We start from the raw sequence: 15,857 nt of genomic DNA on the forward strand, positions 1-15,857 counted from the left end.
GGGAAACCGGCGGCGCCCAGGTTCGCTAAATTCGCACGACGATATTTCCGGGGCCCGCCGCGGTGGCTTCGGAGCTGCAGAAAACCTGGCGCCGGGACGATGCCATGCAGTGGGCCGAGATCTACACCAAGATCTTCCCGGCGTACCAATTGCTGATCGAGAGCTATACCAAGGCCCAGAACGTCGTGAAGGACAGCGAGGTGCTGGACTCGGCTCGCTGATCGTCCGTGCTGCCGCTGTGTGAGAGATCGTCATGTCTTTCACGCAGTTGGTCGCCAATTAGCTCAGGCACCAGGCCGGCACCGGATATTTGGCCCATATTTGGCCCATTACCCGTGCCGGCCTTCAACAATTCACTCGCTTTACGAACGAGTCCTCCGCAGTCAACCCCAAAAGCACCTTTCCAGCGTGCCGGTGCCCAGCTTGATTGCAGGCGCCACGCCGCCGGCGACCTGTCGACTCGCGCCATGTTCGCCCCCTCGTTGGCCATACATCGGGAAGCTTCCTGAAACCACCTTCCACGCGACCAACGACGCGTCTTCTTCCACGGACAGTATTCCATGCGATCACGTCGTTCCAAATGTGGAACGCAGATATGCGCTGGCGGCATCTATTCGACCGCTTGCGCTGAAAGCATACTTCCGGATTTTCGCGCGGAGCCCGCCCTGGAGGTGCGCGAACCTGGGGCGTGTTCGGCACGGCGATGAAATCCTCATGGCTCGTGCTCACTTTCAGCGCCGTGCAACGTGTCACCAAAAGCAAGAATTACTTTTCACAAGGCCTTAGTCATGCTTCGATCCGTCATCTCCATCATTCTGCTTTCCAGTGCGTTTGCCAGCGGCGCCGCGGGTGCCGCGCCCACCAGCGAGGACGCCTCGTGGTTCGATCCGGTTCGTCTCGGGGTCGCATTGGGTGCGGGAGACGCGGCTTCGATTGCACGCCTGGAGGCGCGATGGAACTTGAAGAACGACCTTTGGGCGACGAGCTCGCAGTCGGTGCGGGTTCGCCTGGGTCTCGAGGCTTCCGTGGGTGGCTGGAATCCACATGGCGGCAACAGCAGCGTGATGGGCGATATCGGCTTTACGCCCATCTTCCGGATCCAGGGCTCGGGCCGCTCGGGTGCTTTCGCGGAGATTGGCGCAGGCATGCACCTGCTGTCGCGGACGCACATCTCGGACTCCAAGGGTTTCTCGACGGCGTTCCAGTTTGGCGATCGCATTGCCGCGGGCTACCGGTTTGGCGATCCGTTCGACTCGGAACTGGCGGTGCGTTTCCAGCACTACTCCAACGCAGGCATTAAGGAGCCCAATCCCGGCATCAACTTCTACATGCTCCAGTACTCGGGGCGTTTCTAAGCGTATTGCCGTTGCCGTTGCGCTCGCGTACGACGACACAACGAATGCGGCAGGCGTGGCAAACTCGGTCGGCTCCGGTCTGGCGGGCTCCATTTGTCCGCGAGAACGGCTGGTTGGCCGGGCCGAGGAACGCGGGGGCCAAGCCCGACAATTGTTCCGCCGCCGCACGCAGGGCCGGCAGGATCTCCCTGACAGCCTGCTCCGGCCGACCTCACCGGACAGCAGGTTGGCGCTGATGGCCGCCACCACGTTGCGCTGCTCGTCGCGCACTGGCCGACCAGCGACAGGCCGCGCGCGATCAGCGGATCGAGGCCCATGGCTGCCACCACCGCAGCGATGGCGCCCACAGCGTTAAGCGGCAGCGGCTTGTTCTGCTCCTTGGTTGGTACTTCGCCGATGGCGTCCATCAGGCGCCAGTGCATGCGAAAGTAGCCGATTCGCTGAGCCCGAGCCGGCTGACGTCAGTCAGTCTTTGTAGCCGGGGTCGATGCGCTCCACCAGGCGCAGCAGCGCCGGCCATTCACGTGTGCCGAAGGTGTTCGCACGTGCATCCATCACGGCCCGCGTTTCGTCGATGACACGCGGCGTCGGCATGATCAGCTCGGTGCCCGACGTCATGGCATCGACCTGGGTCCGGCAGGCCATCTCCAGCCAGTACATGCGGCTGAACGTTTCGGCCACGCTGGGGCCCACAGCCAGCAGCCCGTGGTTGCGCAGCACCACGACTTCATGATTGCCGAGAGAGCGGACCAGGCCCGCCTGCTGGTTCATTTCCACCACCGGGCTGTCGAAGTCGTGGTAGCCGGTTTTCTCGTGGAACCTGAGCGCCGTCTGCGTCATCGGTAGCAGACCCGTCTTCATGGCGGACAACGCCATCCCGGCCCGGGTATGGGTGTGAATCACGCAACTCACGTCAGGCCTTGCCTTGTGGACAGCGGTGTGAATCACCATGCCGGCCCGGTTCACCTGGTAGCCGTGCTCGTTCTGGGGGCTCAGGAGCACGTTGCCCTCCAGGTCGATCTTGATCAGGTTCGACGCGCAGATCTCCGAATACAGGTAGCCGTAGGCGTTGATGAGCAGATGCTCCGTGCCCGGGATCTTGAGCGTGATGTGGTTGTAGATCAGGTCGGTCATGCCGAACCGGTCCATCAGCCGGTAGCAGGCAGCGAGCTGCACGCGGGCTGTCCACTCCGCTTCGCTGACTTGGGCCCGCACGGTTTCGCGCGGAACGGACATTGCGTTGGTCATCTGTACTCCTCACTCCACTCGAATATTGCCGGCCTTGACTACCTTGCTCCAACGCTTGCTTTCCGAGTCGAAGTACCGGTTGAGCTGTGCGGGCGTCATGGGGTCCGGCTCCATGCCGTAGTCGGCGATCTGCTTGCGGACGTCGGGTTCCTGCAGCACATCGCCAACGGTGCGCGCCAGCTTGTCGATCACACTTTGAGGCGTCTTGCTCGGCGCGACAATGGCAAGCCAGGAATTGGCAACCACGTCCGGATAACCGGATTCCGCCAGCGTGGGCACATTCGGCAAGGCAGGCATGCGCGTTGCGCCGGTGAAGGCAATGGCGCGCAACTTGCCTGCCTTGATGTAGGGCGAAAACAGTTGCAACGTGTCGATCATGATTTCAAGCCGGCCGGCCAGCAGGTCCGGCAGGACGGCTGCGGCACCCTTGTACGGGATGTGCTCCAGCTTGAGACCGGCGTTCATGGAGAACAGCTCGCCGACGAGATTTGCGCTGGAGCCCGTGCCTGAACTGCCATATCTCAGGCGGTCCGGGTGTGCCTTGCCCCATGCGATCAGCTCGGGAACCGAGTGGATAGGCAGGTCGCCATTCACTACAAGGAGCAGCGGCACCTTGGCCATCATGGCCACGCCGGTCAGGTCCTTGACGGGATCGTAGGACAGCTTGCCGTACAGCAGCGGATTGATGATGTGGGCCGGTGCCGTGGTCAGCAGCGTGTAGCCGTCCGGATCGGACTTCGCCACATAGTTGGTGCCGATCTGCACATTGCCGCCGGGCTTGTTCTCGACAATGAAGCTCGTGCCAAGGCGCGTCGACAGTTTGTTGCTGACCAACCGCGACACGGCATCAATCGGGCCGCCCGGCACGGAAGGCACCACGACCTTGACCGGGTGGGAGGGATAGGCGGGCTCCGCGGCATGGGAAAAACCAACGCCACACGCGGCAATTGCCGCGGCGGCCAGGCTCCCGGCGAAGCGCCTGAGTCCATTGACTGAAATCATTGTTTGTCTCCTTCTGTAATTAGGTCTTCTGTATATTCTCGAAGCGCTTCGCGGACGCCATCGAGCATCGAGCATCGAGGTGCGAGAAAGCCCGAGTGAGCTCAATGAAGGAGATTTGGCGAACAACTCGCCCCTTCCTTGGTATGCCGGCACGCCGCGGGCGCTACTTCACCGCTGCAACGCGCCGCTTCCGCCCTGTCGCCTCGCCTTTAGTCGAGCAGGGCGACCTGCACGTCACGCGGACCCTCATACGCATCGCGGCCGTGCCATACCTGCAGGTTATCCAGGATCATCACGTCGCCGTCGCGCCATTGCCAGCGAAGGGTCGCCTTGTCGCAAATCGCGTTGATATGGTCGACCTCCGCCGGTTCGAGGCGCTGCTCCTTGCCCAGGAACATCCCGGTCGGATACTTCTGGTTCTTGCGAATGTCGGTGCTCAGGACCAGGGTCGCGGTGTGCGACCTGTGCAGCCCCGAGCGATAGAGCTTCTTTCCGGTCACTGGATGGCACATGAACGGCTCGAGCGTCGTGAAGACAGTCAGCGAGCCGTCGTCATGCCACAGCGGTTCGAGGCCGCGGGCGGCGCACAGCGCCTCTACCTCCGCCGGGTCTTCGGTATTGAAAGCATGGTTCCAGCCGTGCCGGTCCATGTCGGCATACGACTTCTCGACAGCCGCGGACTTCGGGCCGTAACTCAGCGCGGAGCGGATGCCGAGTTCAGTGATCTTGGCAACCAGTTCCGGTGCCATGTCGTACGCAAAGTTGCGCGCATCGGCGATGGTAGTCGCACCGCCCACGGGAGCCGTGACTCGCGAGAAGAAGGCGATACGCTTCGGATAATGGCGCCGGTATGCCATTTCCGAATGCACGCCAAGCCCGGCGCTGGCTTCCAGCCTTGTGGCCTCCATGACTTTGCCGCTGATTTGCGTGCGCGGGGCGCGTCCGCCCACATAGCCGTCCTCAAATGGCGGATATTGATTGACGATGTCAGCAAAATCATCGGTTTCCGGCGTCGGGAAGCCTCGCAGCACAATGCCGCCATGCTTTGTGATGAGCTGTTCCAGGACCGGCTTCACGCGCCGCGTCCAGGCGCGAAATTGGGCACGGTCCAGCAACTCGCCTCCCTTCGGCTCGATGAACAGCGGCGGCCGTCCGGTTTGGAGCTCATGGCATTGCACGTCCTTGCCAAGCGCATCGATGAGGTGCGGATCGAGGGGTTCCGAATTCGTATTCATAGCAGTCTCCAAGTTGTCTGAGTCGGTGAAGCCTGTCGCATCGGGGGTCAACTCTATCCGCCGCAAGGTCTGGCAGTGATTCCCCGGTTGGGTTAAGCGATTCCATTCAGGCATACTTCGCGGAGACTTCAATACAGGCCGGAGGTGCCATGCGAATCGACGACCTGCGGGTGTTCCTGCTTGTGGCGCAACACGGAAGCCTGCACCGGGCGACGGAACACATTGGGGTGACGCAATCGGCCTTGTCGAAGGCGTTGGCACGGCTTGAGGCCGATGCGGGGATGCGCCTGTTCGAGCGCACGGCTCGCGGCGTCACGCTCACGCCGGTTGGACAGACGCTGCTGGAGCGGGCAAGAAACGTGGTGCTGGCAGCCAACGATCTCCAGGGGGAAGTGGAGGCACAGGCCGCGGCGCGCGCAGGAAAAATCAGGCTTGCGGCGACGCCCTACCTCTTTTCCTGGTTGCTGTCCCCCGTGGTCGCACGCTTCCTTGCCAGGCGGCCGCTGGCGACTTTTTCCATTGAGACGCGGCTGACGCAGGGAGCCATACTATCCCTGCAGTCGGGGGATGCGGACCTCGCTTGTGGCGGGATGACCGCCAATGTGCCGCGCGATGTCAGCCACATTCCGTTACGGCCGCTGAGGTTGCAAGTGGTCGCTCGGTCAGGCCATCCCAGACTCGGCGCTTTCAAGACCCTGGCGGACCTGGCGCAAGAGCGCTGGGCGCTGCCGCAGGCGTCGTCCAGCTTGTACCAGGTGCTGGCAGATGAGTTTGCCAACAATGGCTTGCCTGCGCCGCTCGTTGCCGTGGAATGGACTGGATCCGGCATTTCCATTGCCGAACTCCTTCGGGATACCGATCTGCTCGGCCTTGTACCGCAGCGCACGCTTATGCAACCCGAAGGCCGGGATCTCAGCGTGATCGGCGAGCCGGACATGTTGCGGCAGCCGGAAATCGCCATGTTCTGGCGCGCCGATGGCTATCTCTCTCCGCTTTGCATTGAATTCCGCGATGAGCTGGTTGCCTTTTGCAAGGAAGACGACGCAACTGGCGGCAGGGTTGAGCACGCGCTCCGGCTTTGACCGCGCCGGACTGCCGCGGCAGCGGTGGCTTCATGTACGGCGAAATGACCTTCCACTTGCCATCGCGGATCTGTGAAAGCGGCCTTCAGCGTAAGTCAGCGGGGCGACCGTGGCACGGAGCAAGGGGGAGCGCTTTTAATGATGAAGAGGACGCCGCAATGCGTAGGCCGCCGATTTCTATGCGTCGTGGGCAGCTCAGGTGTCAGCCATCAGCGAATCACGGACTTCGCGCATGGCCGTCAAATAGGCCTCCTGGTTCTTTCTCATGCGCTCCGCGGGCCCGGCCAGGGAAATGCCGACCGGCTGGCCGCCCAACCATCCGGACACCGCCAGCCCGTGGACGCCCTCGCTGCCTTCTTCCCGCGCCTCGTATCGGCCAAGGTCGCGGCCGTGCGCCACTTGCGCCATCAGTTCGTCAACGTCAACCACTGTGTGCTCGGTGAAAGGACGAAGCTTGCTCTTGCCAAGTATTGCGCGGGCTTCGTCTTCCGGCAGGAGTCCCAGCAGCGCCTTGCCCAGTGCGGAGGCGTGCAAGGCCGCCCGTGAGCCGACCTCGATGATATAGCGCAACGGCATCCGGCTCGGCTGCACGGCAACGACCTTGACAGCGGTGGTATCGAGTACACCGAAGAAGACGGTCTCATTGGTTTTTGCGCCCACTTGCTCGACGGCTTCCTGCGCTAGTGTCGTCAGGGGATCGTTTTCGGAGATCTGGCGCGCGGTTTCCAACAGACGGGCGGTCGGGTAGAAGCGCCGCGTGCGGGATGTGCGCATCAGGTAGCCGAGCGAATGCAGCGTATGCAATAGGTCAAGGGAACTGCTCTCGGCAACCGAAAGCAGACGAGCCACATCGGAATTTGACAGCTCGCGTTTTTCCCTGGCAAACAATTCAAAAACTGCCATGGTGCGGCTGGCTGCGGGGATCAGGGTGGGCATGCTGGTTTCAAGAAGTGCTGGCTGGAGATACAGTGGCGAGTAGCACTATACGATATTTCGTAGTATAGGGGAGCAGCCAAAGGCGGGGTGTGTTGCGGAGCTGTGAGCGAATGCCACGGCCATCGCTTCCCCAATCGCCGTCGCACAGCGTTTAACCGAACCATGGCGAACGCTAACTATTGTCAGTTTCCACATTGTCGACCCCGGCTTTGCCTCCTTGCGCGCTTCCGTGATACTGTACAAACATACAGTAATCAGAAATTTCCACCCGGTCCCCAAGCCGGGGCGCAAGCATCACATGACCACCCATCTCTCCCCAGCCTCGCCCGCCGCCGACCGGCAGGGTGCGCTGGACGCACTGGAACGACGCTATCCCGGCCTGTGGCGGGCGGGGCAGCTCGGCCATCTGGGCCGCGCGGGCAGCGTGCCGGCCTTGCCCACCGGCCATGCGGCGCTCTCGGCCGAGTTGCCAGGCGGCGGCTGGCCGATGGGGGCGCTGACGGAACTGCTGCTGGCCGACGCCGGCGTGGGCGAGTTGCGCCTGCTGCGCCCGGCGTTGCTGGCGCTGGCGGCGGCACAGCGCCGGGTGGCGCTGGTGGGGCCGCCGTACCTGCCCAATGCGATGTGCCTGGCCGAATGGGGTTTGCCGGCAAGCCAGCTGTTCTGGGTGCGTCCGCCCGCTGGCGCGGGCCGGGCCGCGGCCCAGGCGGATGTGCTGTGGGCGGCGGAGCAGGTGCTGCGCAGCCAGGCTTTTGGCGGGGTGATGGTGTGGCTGCCAACGGCGCGTCCCGAGGCGCTGCGGCGCCTGCAGGTGCTGGCGCAGGCGGGCGACGCGGTGGTCTGGGCGTGCCGCCCGGCCGGCGTGCTGCACGAGTCGTCGCCGGCGGTGCTGCGGCTGCTGTTGTCTCCGGCACCCGGCAATGTCTTGTCGATCACTTTTCACAAGCGGCGCGGCCCGGTGCGCGATGCGCCGCTGGTGCTGCCGCTGGGCGAGATGATGGCGGTGCCGGCCAGGACCGCTTCGCCGTCCGCGCCGCCGCCGGTCCCTTTCAATTTCCCGGTTTCCCAAGCCGTTGCGGGAGAGCAAGCCCATGTCGTACTGGATCGCGGTGCATCTGCCGCGCCTGTCGCTGGACGCGTTGCAGCCGAACTGGCCTGAGCCCGCCGCGCTCCCGGCTTCCTCCGGCCTGCTGCACCACCGGGTGCCGGTGGCGGTGATGGAGCGCGAGCGGGTGGTGCTGGCCAACGGGCCGGCGGTGGCACTGGGGGTGCAGGCCGGGATGCGGCGTGGCGGCGTGCAGGCCTTGTCGGCGCAGGTGGTGCAACTGGAGCGCGAGCCGGCCGCCGAGGCGCAGCTGATGACGGCGCTGGCGCTGGCGCTGCTGCACTTCACACCGCATGTGACGGGCCATCCCGATCCCGATGCGGCTACCGTGATGATCGATGCCGGCGCCAGCCTGCGGCTGTTCGGCGGCCATCTGGCGCTGTGCCGCGCGGTGTATGCGCGGGTGCGCCGGCTAGGTGTGTTTCCGCAGCTTGGCTGCGGGCCCACGGCCTTCGGGGCGGCGTGGCTGGCGGCGCAGCCGCTGCGGCGGGACCGCCGTGGCGCGATGGTGCGGCCGGCGCGGCGCGCGGTGCGGGCTGCTCGCATGGCGCGGCTGCTGGACCGGCTGCCGGTGGCCATGCTGCAAGGCGTGGCCGACGACGGCTGGCTCGACGGCATCGGCTGCCGGACCGTGGGCGAGGTGCGGGGCCTGCCGCGTGCCGGCCTGCGGCGCCGGCTGGGGCCGGATCTGCTGGCGCGGCTGGACCAGGCCTATGGCGAGGTGCCGGTGCGCTTTACCTGGTTCAGCGCGCCGGCAGCCTTCGCGCAGCGCATGGAGCTGCCGGGCCGTACCGAGTCCGTGCAGGGCGTGATGGCGGGCGCGCAGCGCCTGCTGCTGGCGCTGGCCGGCTGGCTGGCGGTACAGCAGGCGGGCGTGACGCGGCTGGTGCTGCGGCTCGAACACGAGCGCTACCGGCTCGGCACCGAGACCCCGTCTACGCCGGTGACGGTCAGCCTGGCGCAGCCCAGCCGCGATCCGGTCCATCTGTCCAGGCTGCTGCAGGAGCGGCTGGACAAGGTGCAGTTCAGCGTGCCGGCGGTGGGCCTGATGCTGGTGGTGGAGTCCATGGAGACCTGCCTGCCGCAGAGCGATTCGCTGTTTCCGGAACCAGGCGGCACGCCGGCCGAACTGGGCCGCCTGCTCGATACGCTGATGGCGCGGCTCGGCCGCGAAAACGTGTTGCAACCCCAGCCGTTGCCCGACCACCGGCCCGAGCGCGCCAATCGCTGGTGCCCCGTCGACGAAATGCCGGCGCGCGCGCCGCAGCCGGCCCCGGCAGGCGCCATGCCGGAGCGCCCGGCGTGGCTGCTGGACAAGCCGATGCCGCTCACCGTGCAGCGTCACCGGCCCTGTCATGGCGGCCCGCTGACCTTGCTCTCGCGGCCGGAGCGCATCGAGAGCGGCTGGTGGGATGGCGCGCTGGCCACGCGCGATTATTTCGTCGCCGAACGTGCGGATGGCCTGCGTTGCTGGGTCTATCGCCAGCGTCCCGGGCACGAGGAGAGCGGTGAATACCGCTGGTTCCTGCACGGCCTGTTCGCCTGAGATTCGCCTGAGCCTTTGCCTCCCTGTCATGTCCAGCAAGCCCGCCATGCCCTCGTTTTCCGCTTTGCCGCCGGCGCTTTCCGCGTTGCTGCCGGTATTGCCGGATTATGTGGAGCTGCACTGCATTTCCAATTTCACGTTCCTGGATGGGGCGTCGCATCCGGTCGAGCTGATCGAGCGCGCCTTTGCGCTGGGCTATCGCGGGCTGGCGCTGACCGATGAATGTTCGGTGGCCGGCACGGCGCGCGCGCATCATGCGCTGAAGGACCTGCGTGAGCGCATCGGCGACGCCGCGGCGCGCAGCGCGGCGCGATTGGCCGCGGGGCTGGATGAGGATGGCGACGATGACGATCTCATCGAGGACGACGGCGAAGAGGGCGATCAGCATGACGGCGGGCATGGGGTGGATGATGAATCCCTCGCCGTGCCGGATGCCACGCCCGCCGCCGGCGACGCCTTGGCCCCTGGCGAAGCCACCCAGGCCCGCCTGCGCCGCCATGAACGACTGGACGCGCTGGCCCGCGCCGCGCAGGATTTCCGCCTGCTGGTCGGCAGCCGCTTCACGCTGACGGACTCCGCCGGCCAGCCGGTGCTGCGGCTGGTGCTGCTGGCGCAGGACCGGGAAGGCTTTGGCAACCTGAGCGAACTGATCACCCTGGGGCGCATGCGCTCGGAGAAGGGCAGCTACCGGCTCCACCCCGACGACCTGGCCGCGCCGCCGCAGCCGGAACAGGCTCACCTGCGCGGCATGCCCAACTGCCTGGCGCTGCTGCTGCCGTCTTATTGCCCCGAGCCCGAGGCGTTGCTGCAGCAAGCGCAATGGATGCGGCAGACCTTTGGCGCGCGCGGCTGGATCGCGCTCGAACAGTTGCAGGGCCATGCCGATGCCTTGCACCGGCTGCGTCTTGCGGACGCATCGGTGCAATCCGGCGTGCCGCTGGCGGCGGCCGGCGCGGTGACCATGCATGTGCGTTCGCGCAAGCCGCTGTCCGATGTGCTGAGCGCGATTCGCGTGGGCCAGCCGCTGTCCGGGTGCGGCATGACGCTGGCGCCCAATGCCGAGCAGCACCTGCGCATGCGGCAGCGCTTGTCCCGGCTGTACCCGCGCGAGGCACTGGCGCAGACGGTGCGGATCGCCTCGCTGTGCGATTTCTCGCTCGATACGCTGCGCTACGAGTATCCGGAAGAGCTGGTGCCCCCCGGTGAGACCCCCTTCAGCTACCTGCGCCGCGAGACCATGAAGGGTGTGCTGCGGCGCTTCCCCGGCGGACTCAAGCCCGAGTGGCGCAAGCAGTTGAAGGAGGAGTTCGAACTGATCCGGGAGAAGCAATACGAGCCCTTCTTCCTCACCGTGCACGACATCGTGCGCTTTGCCCGCGGGCGCGGCATCCTGTGCCAGGGGCGCGGCTCGGCGGCCAATTCGCTGGTCTGCTATTGCCTGTTCATCACCGAGGTGGATCCCGGCGATGCCAACATGCTGTTCGGCCGCTTCCTGTCGCGCGAGCGCGATGAGCCGCCCGATATCGATGTCGATTTCGAGCACCAGCGGCGCGAGGAAGTCATCCAGTACATCTACGGGAAATACGGCCGCCACCGCGCCGCTCTGGCCGCCTCGCTGATCACCTACCGCTCGCGCAGCGCGCTGCGCGACGTGGGCCGCGCGCTGGGCATCGACGCCAGCGTGATCGAGCAGGTGGTCAAGGGCCAGGCCTGGTGGGACGGCGGCAAGACCTTTCTCGACCGCATTGCCCAGTACGGGCTGGACCCGGAATCACCGGCGGTGCGGCAGTGGGCCAGCCTGACCGCGCAACTGCGCGGCTTTCCGCGGCATCTGTCGCAGCACGTGGGCGGTTTCGTGATCGCGCGGCACAAGCTGTCGCGGCTGGTGCCGATCGAGAACGCGGCCATGGAAGACCGCAGCGTGATCCAGTGGGACAAGGACGATCTGGAATCGCTCGGCCTGCTGAAAGTGGACGTGCTGGCGCTGGGCATGCTGTCGGCCATCCGCCGCGCGCTGGCGACGATCCCGAGCCGCTCGGGCGCGCCGTACCGCATGGAGGACATCCCCGGCAAGGACGCGCAGACCTACGACATGATCTGCGCCGCCGATACCATCGGCGTGTTCCAGGTGGAGTCGCGCGCGCAGCAGTCGATGCTGCCGCGGCTGCAGCCGCGCACCTTCTACGACCTGGTGGTGGAGGTGGCCATCGTGCGGCCCGGGCCGATCCAGGGTGGCATGGTGCATCCCTACCTGAAGCGGCGCGAGCAGGTGCGGCGCACCGGCAAGCCGCCGGCGTATCACAACGACGTCATCGAGAAGGTGCTGGGCCGGACCCTGGGCGTGCCGATCTTCCAGGAACAGGTGATGCAACTGGCCATCGACGCCGCCGGTTTCACTCCAGGCCAGGCCGATCAGCTGCGCCGCTCGATGGCGGCCTGGCGGCGCAAGGGCGATCTGAAGCAGCACCAGGATGCGCTGGTCAGCGCGCTGACCCGCAACAAGTATCCGGAAGCCTTCGCGCTGGCCATCTGCAAGCAGATCGAAGGCTTCGGTGAATATGGCTTCCCGGAAAGCCATGCCGCCAGCTTCGCCAAGCTGGTCTATGTCAGCGCGTGGATCAAGTGCCATCATCCGGCGGCTTTCCTGTGCGCCTTGCTCAACAGCCAGCCGATGGGTTTTTACACACCTTCGCAACTGGTGCAGGATGCGCGGCGCCACCACGTACGTACGTCGCCCGTGGATGTCACGGTGAGCTGCTGGGAAAGCACGCTGGAGCTGGAAGCGGACGGGCGGGCGGCGCGAGGACGCGAGCGCGCCCAACCCGCGGTGCGGCTCGGGCTCAACCGCGTGAGCGGCATGCGCGAGGCGGCTGCCGGTCGCATCGAGCAGGCACGCGCCAGGCAGCCTTTTGCCAGCGTCGAGGACCTTGTGCTGCGGGCGCGGCTCGATCGCCACGACATCGACGCGCTGGCCGCCGCCGATGCGCTGGCCAGCCTCGCCGGGCATCGTCGCCAGGCGCGCTGGCAGGCCCGCGCCGCCGCGCTGCAGGCCGCCCATCATGACCTGCTCTACGAGGCACCGCCGGCCGAGAGCAAGCTGTCGCTGCCGGCGCCGCGCCTGGGCGAGGACGTGGCCGCTGATTACGCCAGCATGGGCCTGTCGCTCAAGTCGCATCCGCTTGCGCTGCTGCGGCCGCGGCTGGCGGCCATGAAGTACGCCACCGCGCAGGATCTGGCCCATTGCGGCAACGGCCGGCGTGTGCGGGCCTGCGGCATCGTCACGGTGCGGCAGCGGCCGGCGACCGCCAGCGGCACGATCTTCACGTCGATCGAGGATGAGACGGGTGCCGTCAATGTGATTCTCTGGCCGGACCTGATCGAGCGCCAGCGCAAGGAAGTGCTGGGCGCCACGCTGCTGGGCGTGATCGGCATGTGGCAGCGCCAGGGCGAGGTGAGGCACCTGGTGGCGCAGGAACTGGTGGACCTGAGTCCGCTGCTGGGCCGTCTGATGGTGTCCAGCCGCGACTTTCATTGAGCCGCGAGGACGCGGCGAGACCACCTTGCCGCTTTACCGCGCGGATGCTTCCTGCCCGCGTGACGCGCCATGCCGCACCCTGGCCATATCGCCCTGCCAGCCCATCGCCCTGAGCAAGGCGAAACCATGCGGCGTGACATGCGGGCACCAATGGCCGGCCCCGCATTCCTCCAGCGACACAAGGCCGCGTTCCAGCAACGCCTCCAGATCCACGGGATCCAGTTCCAGGCGGTCCTGCGTATCGTGGACCAGCATCAAGGTAGCAAATTCGTGCGGACTCAGCATCGGCATCTCCTGGGTTGGGAATCCTGGTCTCGCGGGCCAGCAGGGGCGCAAGCGCCCAAGAAGGACACTGCTTACGCGCATTGGCCCGGGTGTTTCCCACATCGGAACCCGCCCGGCGCGCTGACATCGCAATGCCTACCGTTCTACGTTTGATTTGCGTCTGTTTTGTGTCGGCTTTCTTATCCGCTCTTTCGTGATCGTCTTGTGCCTGTTCTACACGCGGTTTGTGCCTGTTTTTCGCCCGAATTACGGGCATTCTGCACCCGTCTTGTGCTGTTTCCGCCCCGCAGTTGTGCATGAAAAAAAAGCTGGAAAACTGCGCTCCAGTACGCCTTGATGCGGCCGATACAAGGCACATGCGAGTGCTTTTTCTGGGGTCTTTCGTGGTGACTTTCCTTTCTCCTGCCATGCGCCTGATGGCGCGCCTGACGATCACGCGCAAGCTGCTCTTGCTTGCGATCCTGTTCCTGATCCCGCTGAGCGGCTCGCTTTATGCGGTGCTGAGCCTCTCGGCGCAGTCGATCCGCGCCAGCCAGGACGAACTGCGCGGCCTCGCCATCGTCGACCGCGCGCTCGACTTCATGCGCGAGACACAGGTCAGGCGCGGTGCGGCCAACGCCGTGCTGGCGGGTAACGCGGCATTTCGCGCCACGTTCGATGGCGCGGATGCGAAGGCCGCTGCACACCTCGACGGACTGATGCAGCAAGCCGGGGCGGCGGCGGGCTTCGACGTTATGCCCGATGCGAAAAAACTCGGGGAGTCGTGGCGACGCATGCATGAAACGGGCCTGAACACGACGGCCGGGCCGCTGTTCGACATGCACAGCGCGCTGGTCAAGCAGACCCGCTTGTTTATCGGCGATGTGGCGGATCGCTCATCGCTCGCGCTCGACCCCGATAGCGGTTCGTACTACCTGGTCACGCTGATGGTCGGGCCGATGCCAAGGCTGGCCGAGCTGAGCGCGCTGGCGCGTGGCAGGGGGGCCGCCATCATCAGCCAGGGCGGCTATTCCGATGCGGCGCAACAGGCTGAGCTGGCCGCGCTCGGGGAGCAGATCCAGGACGGACTGGAATCGGTGCGGCGCGACATCGGCCGCGTGACGCGCGGCGCGCCGGCGTATCGCACACGGGTGGAAAACGCACAGGCGCAACTGTCCGCCGTGGATGCTTTCTACCGCACGCTGAAGGAGAGGATGCTGGGCAGCAGCGGCATCAACATCGAGGCCAAGGCCTATTTCGACGAAGCGACCGCCGCCATCAACGCGGTCTCCTCGGTCAACAAGGAGTTCTCCGCACTTGCCCGCGCCATGCTGGAGCAGCGCATCGCAGCCGACAAGCTGGAACTGGAAGTGCTCGGCGGCGTGGCCCTGCTGGCGGTGGGCGCGGCGTTCTACCTGTTCGCCGGTTTCAGCTGCGGCATGCGCGAGGACGTGCGGCAAGTGGCGGACATGGTGGGCCGGATCAACGCCGGCGACCTTGGCATCCGGCTGGAGGTTCATGGCAGCGACGAACTCAGCCATGTGAAGCGGCACCTGCTGTCGCTGGTGGATACCTGGCGCGTGCTGATCGGCGATACCAAGGAGGGCGCGCAGAACGTGCTGGTGGCCGCGGGCGAGATCGCGCAAGGCAACCTGGACCTGTCGCAGCGGACGGAAGAGCAGGCATCGTCGCTGCAGCAGACCGCCGCCAGCATGGAGCAGCTCACCGCGATCGTGCAACAGAATGCCGGCAGCGCGGACCAGGCCAGCGCGCTGGCCAGCGCGGCTTCCGACATCGCGGTGGCCGGCGGAGCCTCGGTGGGGCGCGTGCTACAGACCATGGGCGAGATCGAGGCCGACTCGAAACGCATCGTCGACATCATCGCGGTGATCGACGGGATTGCCTTCCAGACCAATATCCTGGCGCTCAATGCGGCGGTGGAAGCGGCGCGTGCCGGCGAGTACGGGCGCGGGTTTGCCGTGGTGGCTGCCGAAGTGCGCAACCTGGCGCAGCGCGCCGGCAGTTCCGCCAAGGAGATCCGCACGCTGATCTCGCAATCGGTCCAGCGCGTGGAGGCGGGCTCGGCGCTGGCCGGCGACGCTACCACGACCATGGAGAGCATCGTGGGCGCGGTCGGGCGGGTGACGGCGATGATGGATGAGATCAGCCGGGCGTCGCGCGAGCAGAGCAGCGGGATTGCGCAGGTGAATCAGGCGGTGACGCAGATGGATCAGGTTACGCAGCAGAATGCGGCGTTGGTGGAGCAGGCGGCGGCGGCGGCTGATGCTTTGCGGGAGCAGGCGCAGAGGATGGAGAGGTCGGTTGCTGTTTTTCGGTTGGAGGTGGTTTGATTGGGGGGGCGCATCTCTTTGGCACGGTTTTAGCGTTTTTTGGCGGGGTTTTGTTGCTTCTAGCTGCTGTCGCGGCTGTACGGGGTTGGCCGTTTACGCACACGGAGGTGTCACTTTTCTTTACTCGCCCTCCATGTCAGGATACTTGTCGCCTCCGTTTCCTTAGTGAAGCAAAATGGAGGGCGGTGTGCGAATAGG

Annotated in this window: 11 protein-coding genes and 1 pseudogene; 7 read left to right on the forward strand and 5 right to left on the reverse strand. The window is 65.7% G+C overall.

All coding sequences use genetic code 11. The features are described from left to right. Window positions 1–56: 56 nt before the first annotated feature. Together AC1DN0_RS34795 and AC1DN0_RS34800 are read left to right on the forward strand one after the other, a co-directional pair. Window positions 57–221 (forward strand): annotated as a pseudogene (locus AC1DN0_RS34795) (hydrolase); the annotation flags it as partial. Between the two features lie 567 nt (window positions 222–788). Next, complete coding sequence (locus AC1DN0_RS34800) at window positions 789–1,355, forward strand: acyloxyacyl hydrolase (protein WP_441634216.1); 567 nt, start codon at window positions 789–791, stop codon at window positions 1,353–1,355. A 465-nt stretch (window positions 1,356–1,820) separates the two neighbouring features. Here AC1DN0_RS34800 and AC1DN0_RS34805 read toward each other — a convergent pair whose 3' ends face one another. From AC1DN0_RS34805 to AC1DN0_RS34815, 3 genes are all read right to left on the reverse strand, one after another. Then, window positions 1,821–2,603 (reverse strand): class II aldolase/adducin family protein, encoded by a 783-nt coding sequence (locus tag AC1DN0_RS34805; protein WP_441634218.1) that lies wholly within the window; start codon window positions 2,601–2,603, stop codon window positions 1,821–1,823. Between the two features lie 9 nt (window positions 2,604–2,612). Beyond that, window positions 2,613–3,605: a Bug family tripartite tricarboxylate transporter substrate binding protein gene (locus AC1DN0_RS34810; RefSeq protein ID WP_441634220.1), complete on the reverse strand. Its 993-nt coding sequence runs from the start codon at window positions 3,603–3,605 to the stop codon at window positions 2,613–2,615. 209 nt (window positions 3,606–3,814) lie between these two features. Then, window positions 3,815–4,840: a TauD/TfdA family dioxygenase gene (locus AC1DN0_RS34815; RefSeq protein WP_441634222.1), complete on the reverse strand. Its 1,026-nt coding sequence runs from the start codon at window positions 4,838–4,840 to the stop codon at window positions 3,815–3,817. A gap of 149 nt (window positions 4,841–4,989) precedes the next feature. Between AC1DN0_RS34815 and AC1DN0_RS34820 the strand changes: the two genes are divergently transcribed. Next, window positions 4,990–5,922 (forward strand): LysR family transcriptional regulator, encoded by a 933-nt coding sequence (locus AC1DN0_RS34820; protein ID WP_441634224.1) that lies wholly within the window; start codon window positions 4,990–4,992, stop codon window positions 5,920–5,922. A gap of 195 nt (window positions 5,923–6,117) precedes the next feature. On the opposite strand, the gene AC1DN0_RS34825 is transcribed toward AC1DN0_RS34820, so the two are convergent. Further along, window positions 6,118–6,858 carry an IclR family transcriptional regulator gene (locus AC1DN0_RS34825; protein WP_477104335.1) on the reverse strand — a complete coding sequence of 247 codons (741 nt, stop codon included), beginning with the start codon at window positions 6,856–6,858 and terminating at the stop codon, window positions 6,118–6,120. 298 nt (window positions 6,859–7,156) lie between these two features. On the opposite strand from AC1DN0_RS34825, the gene imuA reads away from it, so the two are divergent. Genes imuA through AC1DN0_RS34840 form a run of 3 tightly spaced genes read left to right on the forward strand, consistent with a single transcriptional unit; the run spans window position 7,157 to window position 13,044 of the window. After that, complete coding sequence (imuA, locus tag AC1DN0_RS34830) at window positions 7,157–8,017, forward strand: translesion DNA synthesis-associated protein ImuA (RefSeq protein ID WP_441634228.1); 861 nt, start codon at window positions 7,157–7,159, stop codon at window positions 8,015–8,017. Beyond that, the gene (locus AC1DN0_RS34835; protein WP_477104333.1) at window positions 7,950–9,509 is read left to right on the forward strand and encodes a Y-family DNA polymerase; all 1,560 of its coding nucleotides are present in this window, start codon (window positions 7,950–7,952) and stop codon (window positions 9,507–9,509) included. Before imuA ends, AC1DN0_RS34835 begins: the two co-directional genes overlap by 68 nt. Window positions 9,510–9,555: 46 nt before the next feature. Further along, on the forward strand, window positions 9,556–13,044 hold the full coding sequence (locus tag AC1DN0_RS34840; protein WP_441637320.1) for an error-prone DNA polymerase: 3,489 nt from the start codon (window positions 9,556–9,558) through the stop codon (window positions 13,042–13,044). Between the two features lie 33 nt (window positions 13,045–13,077). On the opposite strand, the gene AC1DN0_RS34845 is transcribed toward AC1DN0_RS34840, so the two are convergent. Beyond that, window positions 13,078–13,329 carry a hypothetical protein gene (locus AC1DN0_RS34845; protein ID WP_441637318.1) on the reverse strand — a complete coding sequence of 84 codons (252 nt, stop codon included), beginning with the start codon at window positions 13,327–13,329 and terminating at the stop codon, window positions 13,078–13,080. Between the two features lie 356 nt (window positions 13,330–13,685). On the opposite strand from AC1DN0_RS34845, the gene AC1DN0_RS34850 reads away from it, so the two are divergent. Next, a complete protein-coding gene (locus tag AC1DN0_RS34850) occupies window positions 13,686–15,659 on the forward strand; it encodes a methyl-accepting chemotaxis protein (RefSeq protein ID WP_441637316.1) in 1,974 nt (657 codons plus the stop codon). Window positions 15,660–15,857 lie beyond the last annotated feature (198 nt).

The organism is Cupriavidus sp. 05N39 (assembly GCF_056397325.1).

What these genes read in the sequence shown, in the direction of transcription:
- AC1DN0_RS34800 (WP_441634216.1), top strand. Translation starts at nt 789, where the DNA reads ATGCTTCGATCCGTCATCTCCATCATTCTGCTTTCCAGTGCGTTTGCC.
- AC1DN0_RS34805 (WP_441634218.1), bottom strand. Translation starts at nt 2,603, where the DNA reads ATGACCAACGCAATGTCCGTTCCGCGCGAAACCGTGCGGGCCCAAGTC.
- AC1DN0_RS34810 (WP_441634220.1), bottom strand. Translation starts at nt 3,605, where the DNA reads ATGATTTCAGTCAATGGACTCAGGCGCTTCGCCGGGAGCCTGGCCGCC.
- AC1DN0_RS34815 (WP_441634222.1), bottom strand. Translation starts at nt 4,840, where the DNA reads ATGAATACGAATTCGGAACCCCTCGATCCGCACCTCATCGATGCGCTT.
- AC1DN0_RS34820 (WP_441634224.1), top strand. Translation starts at nt 4,990, where the DNA reads ATGCGAATCGACGACCTGCGGGTGTTCCTGCTTGTGGCGCAACACGGA.
- AC1DN0_RS34825 (WP_477104335.1), bottom strand. Translation starts at nt 6,858, where the DNA reads ATGCCCACCCTGATCCCCGCAGCCAGCCGCACCATGGCAGTTTTTGAA.
- imuA (WP_441634228.1), top strand. Translation starts at nt 7,157, where the DNA reads ATGACCACCCATCTCTCCCCAGCCTCGCCCGCCGCCGACCGGCAGGGT.
- AC1DN0_RS34835 (WP_477104333.1), top strand. Translation starts at nt 7,950, where the DNA reads ATGTCGTACTGGATCGCGGTGCATCTGCCGCGCCTGTCGCTGGACGCG.
- AC1DN0_RS34840 (WP_441637320.1), top strand. Translation starts at nt 9,556, where the DNA reads ATGCCCTCGTTTTCCGCTTTGCCGCCGGCGCTTTCCGCGTTGCTGCCG.
- AC1DN0_RS34845 (WP_441637318.1), bottom strand. Translation starts at nt 13,329, where the DNA reads ATGCTGAGTCCGCACGAATTTGCTACCTTGATGCTGGTCCACGATACG.
- AC1DN0_RS34850 (WP_441637316.1), top strand. Translation starts at nt 13,686, where the DNA reads ATGCGAGTGCTTTTTCTGGGGTCTTTCGTGGTGACTTTCCTTTCTCCT.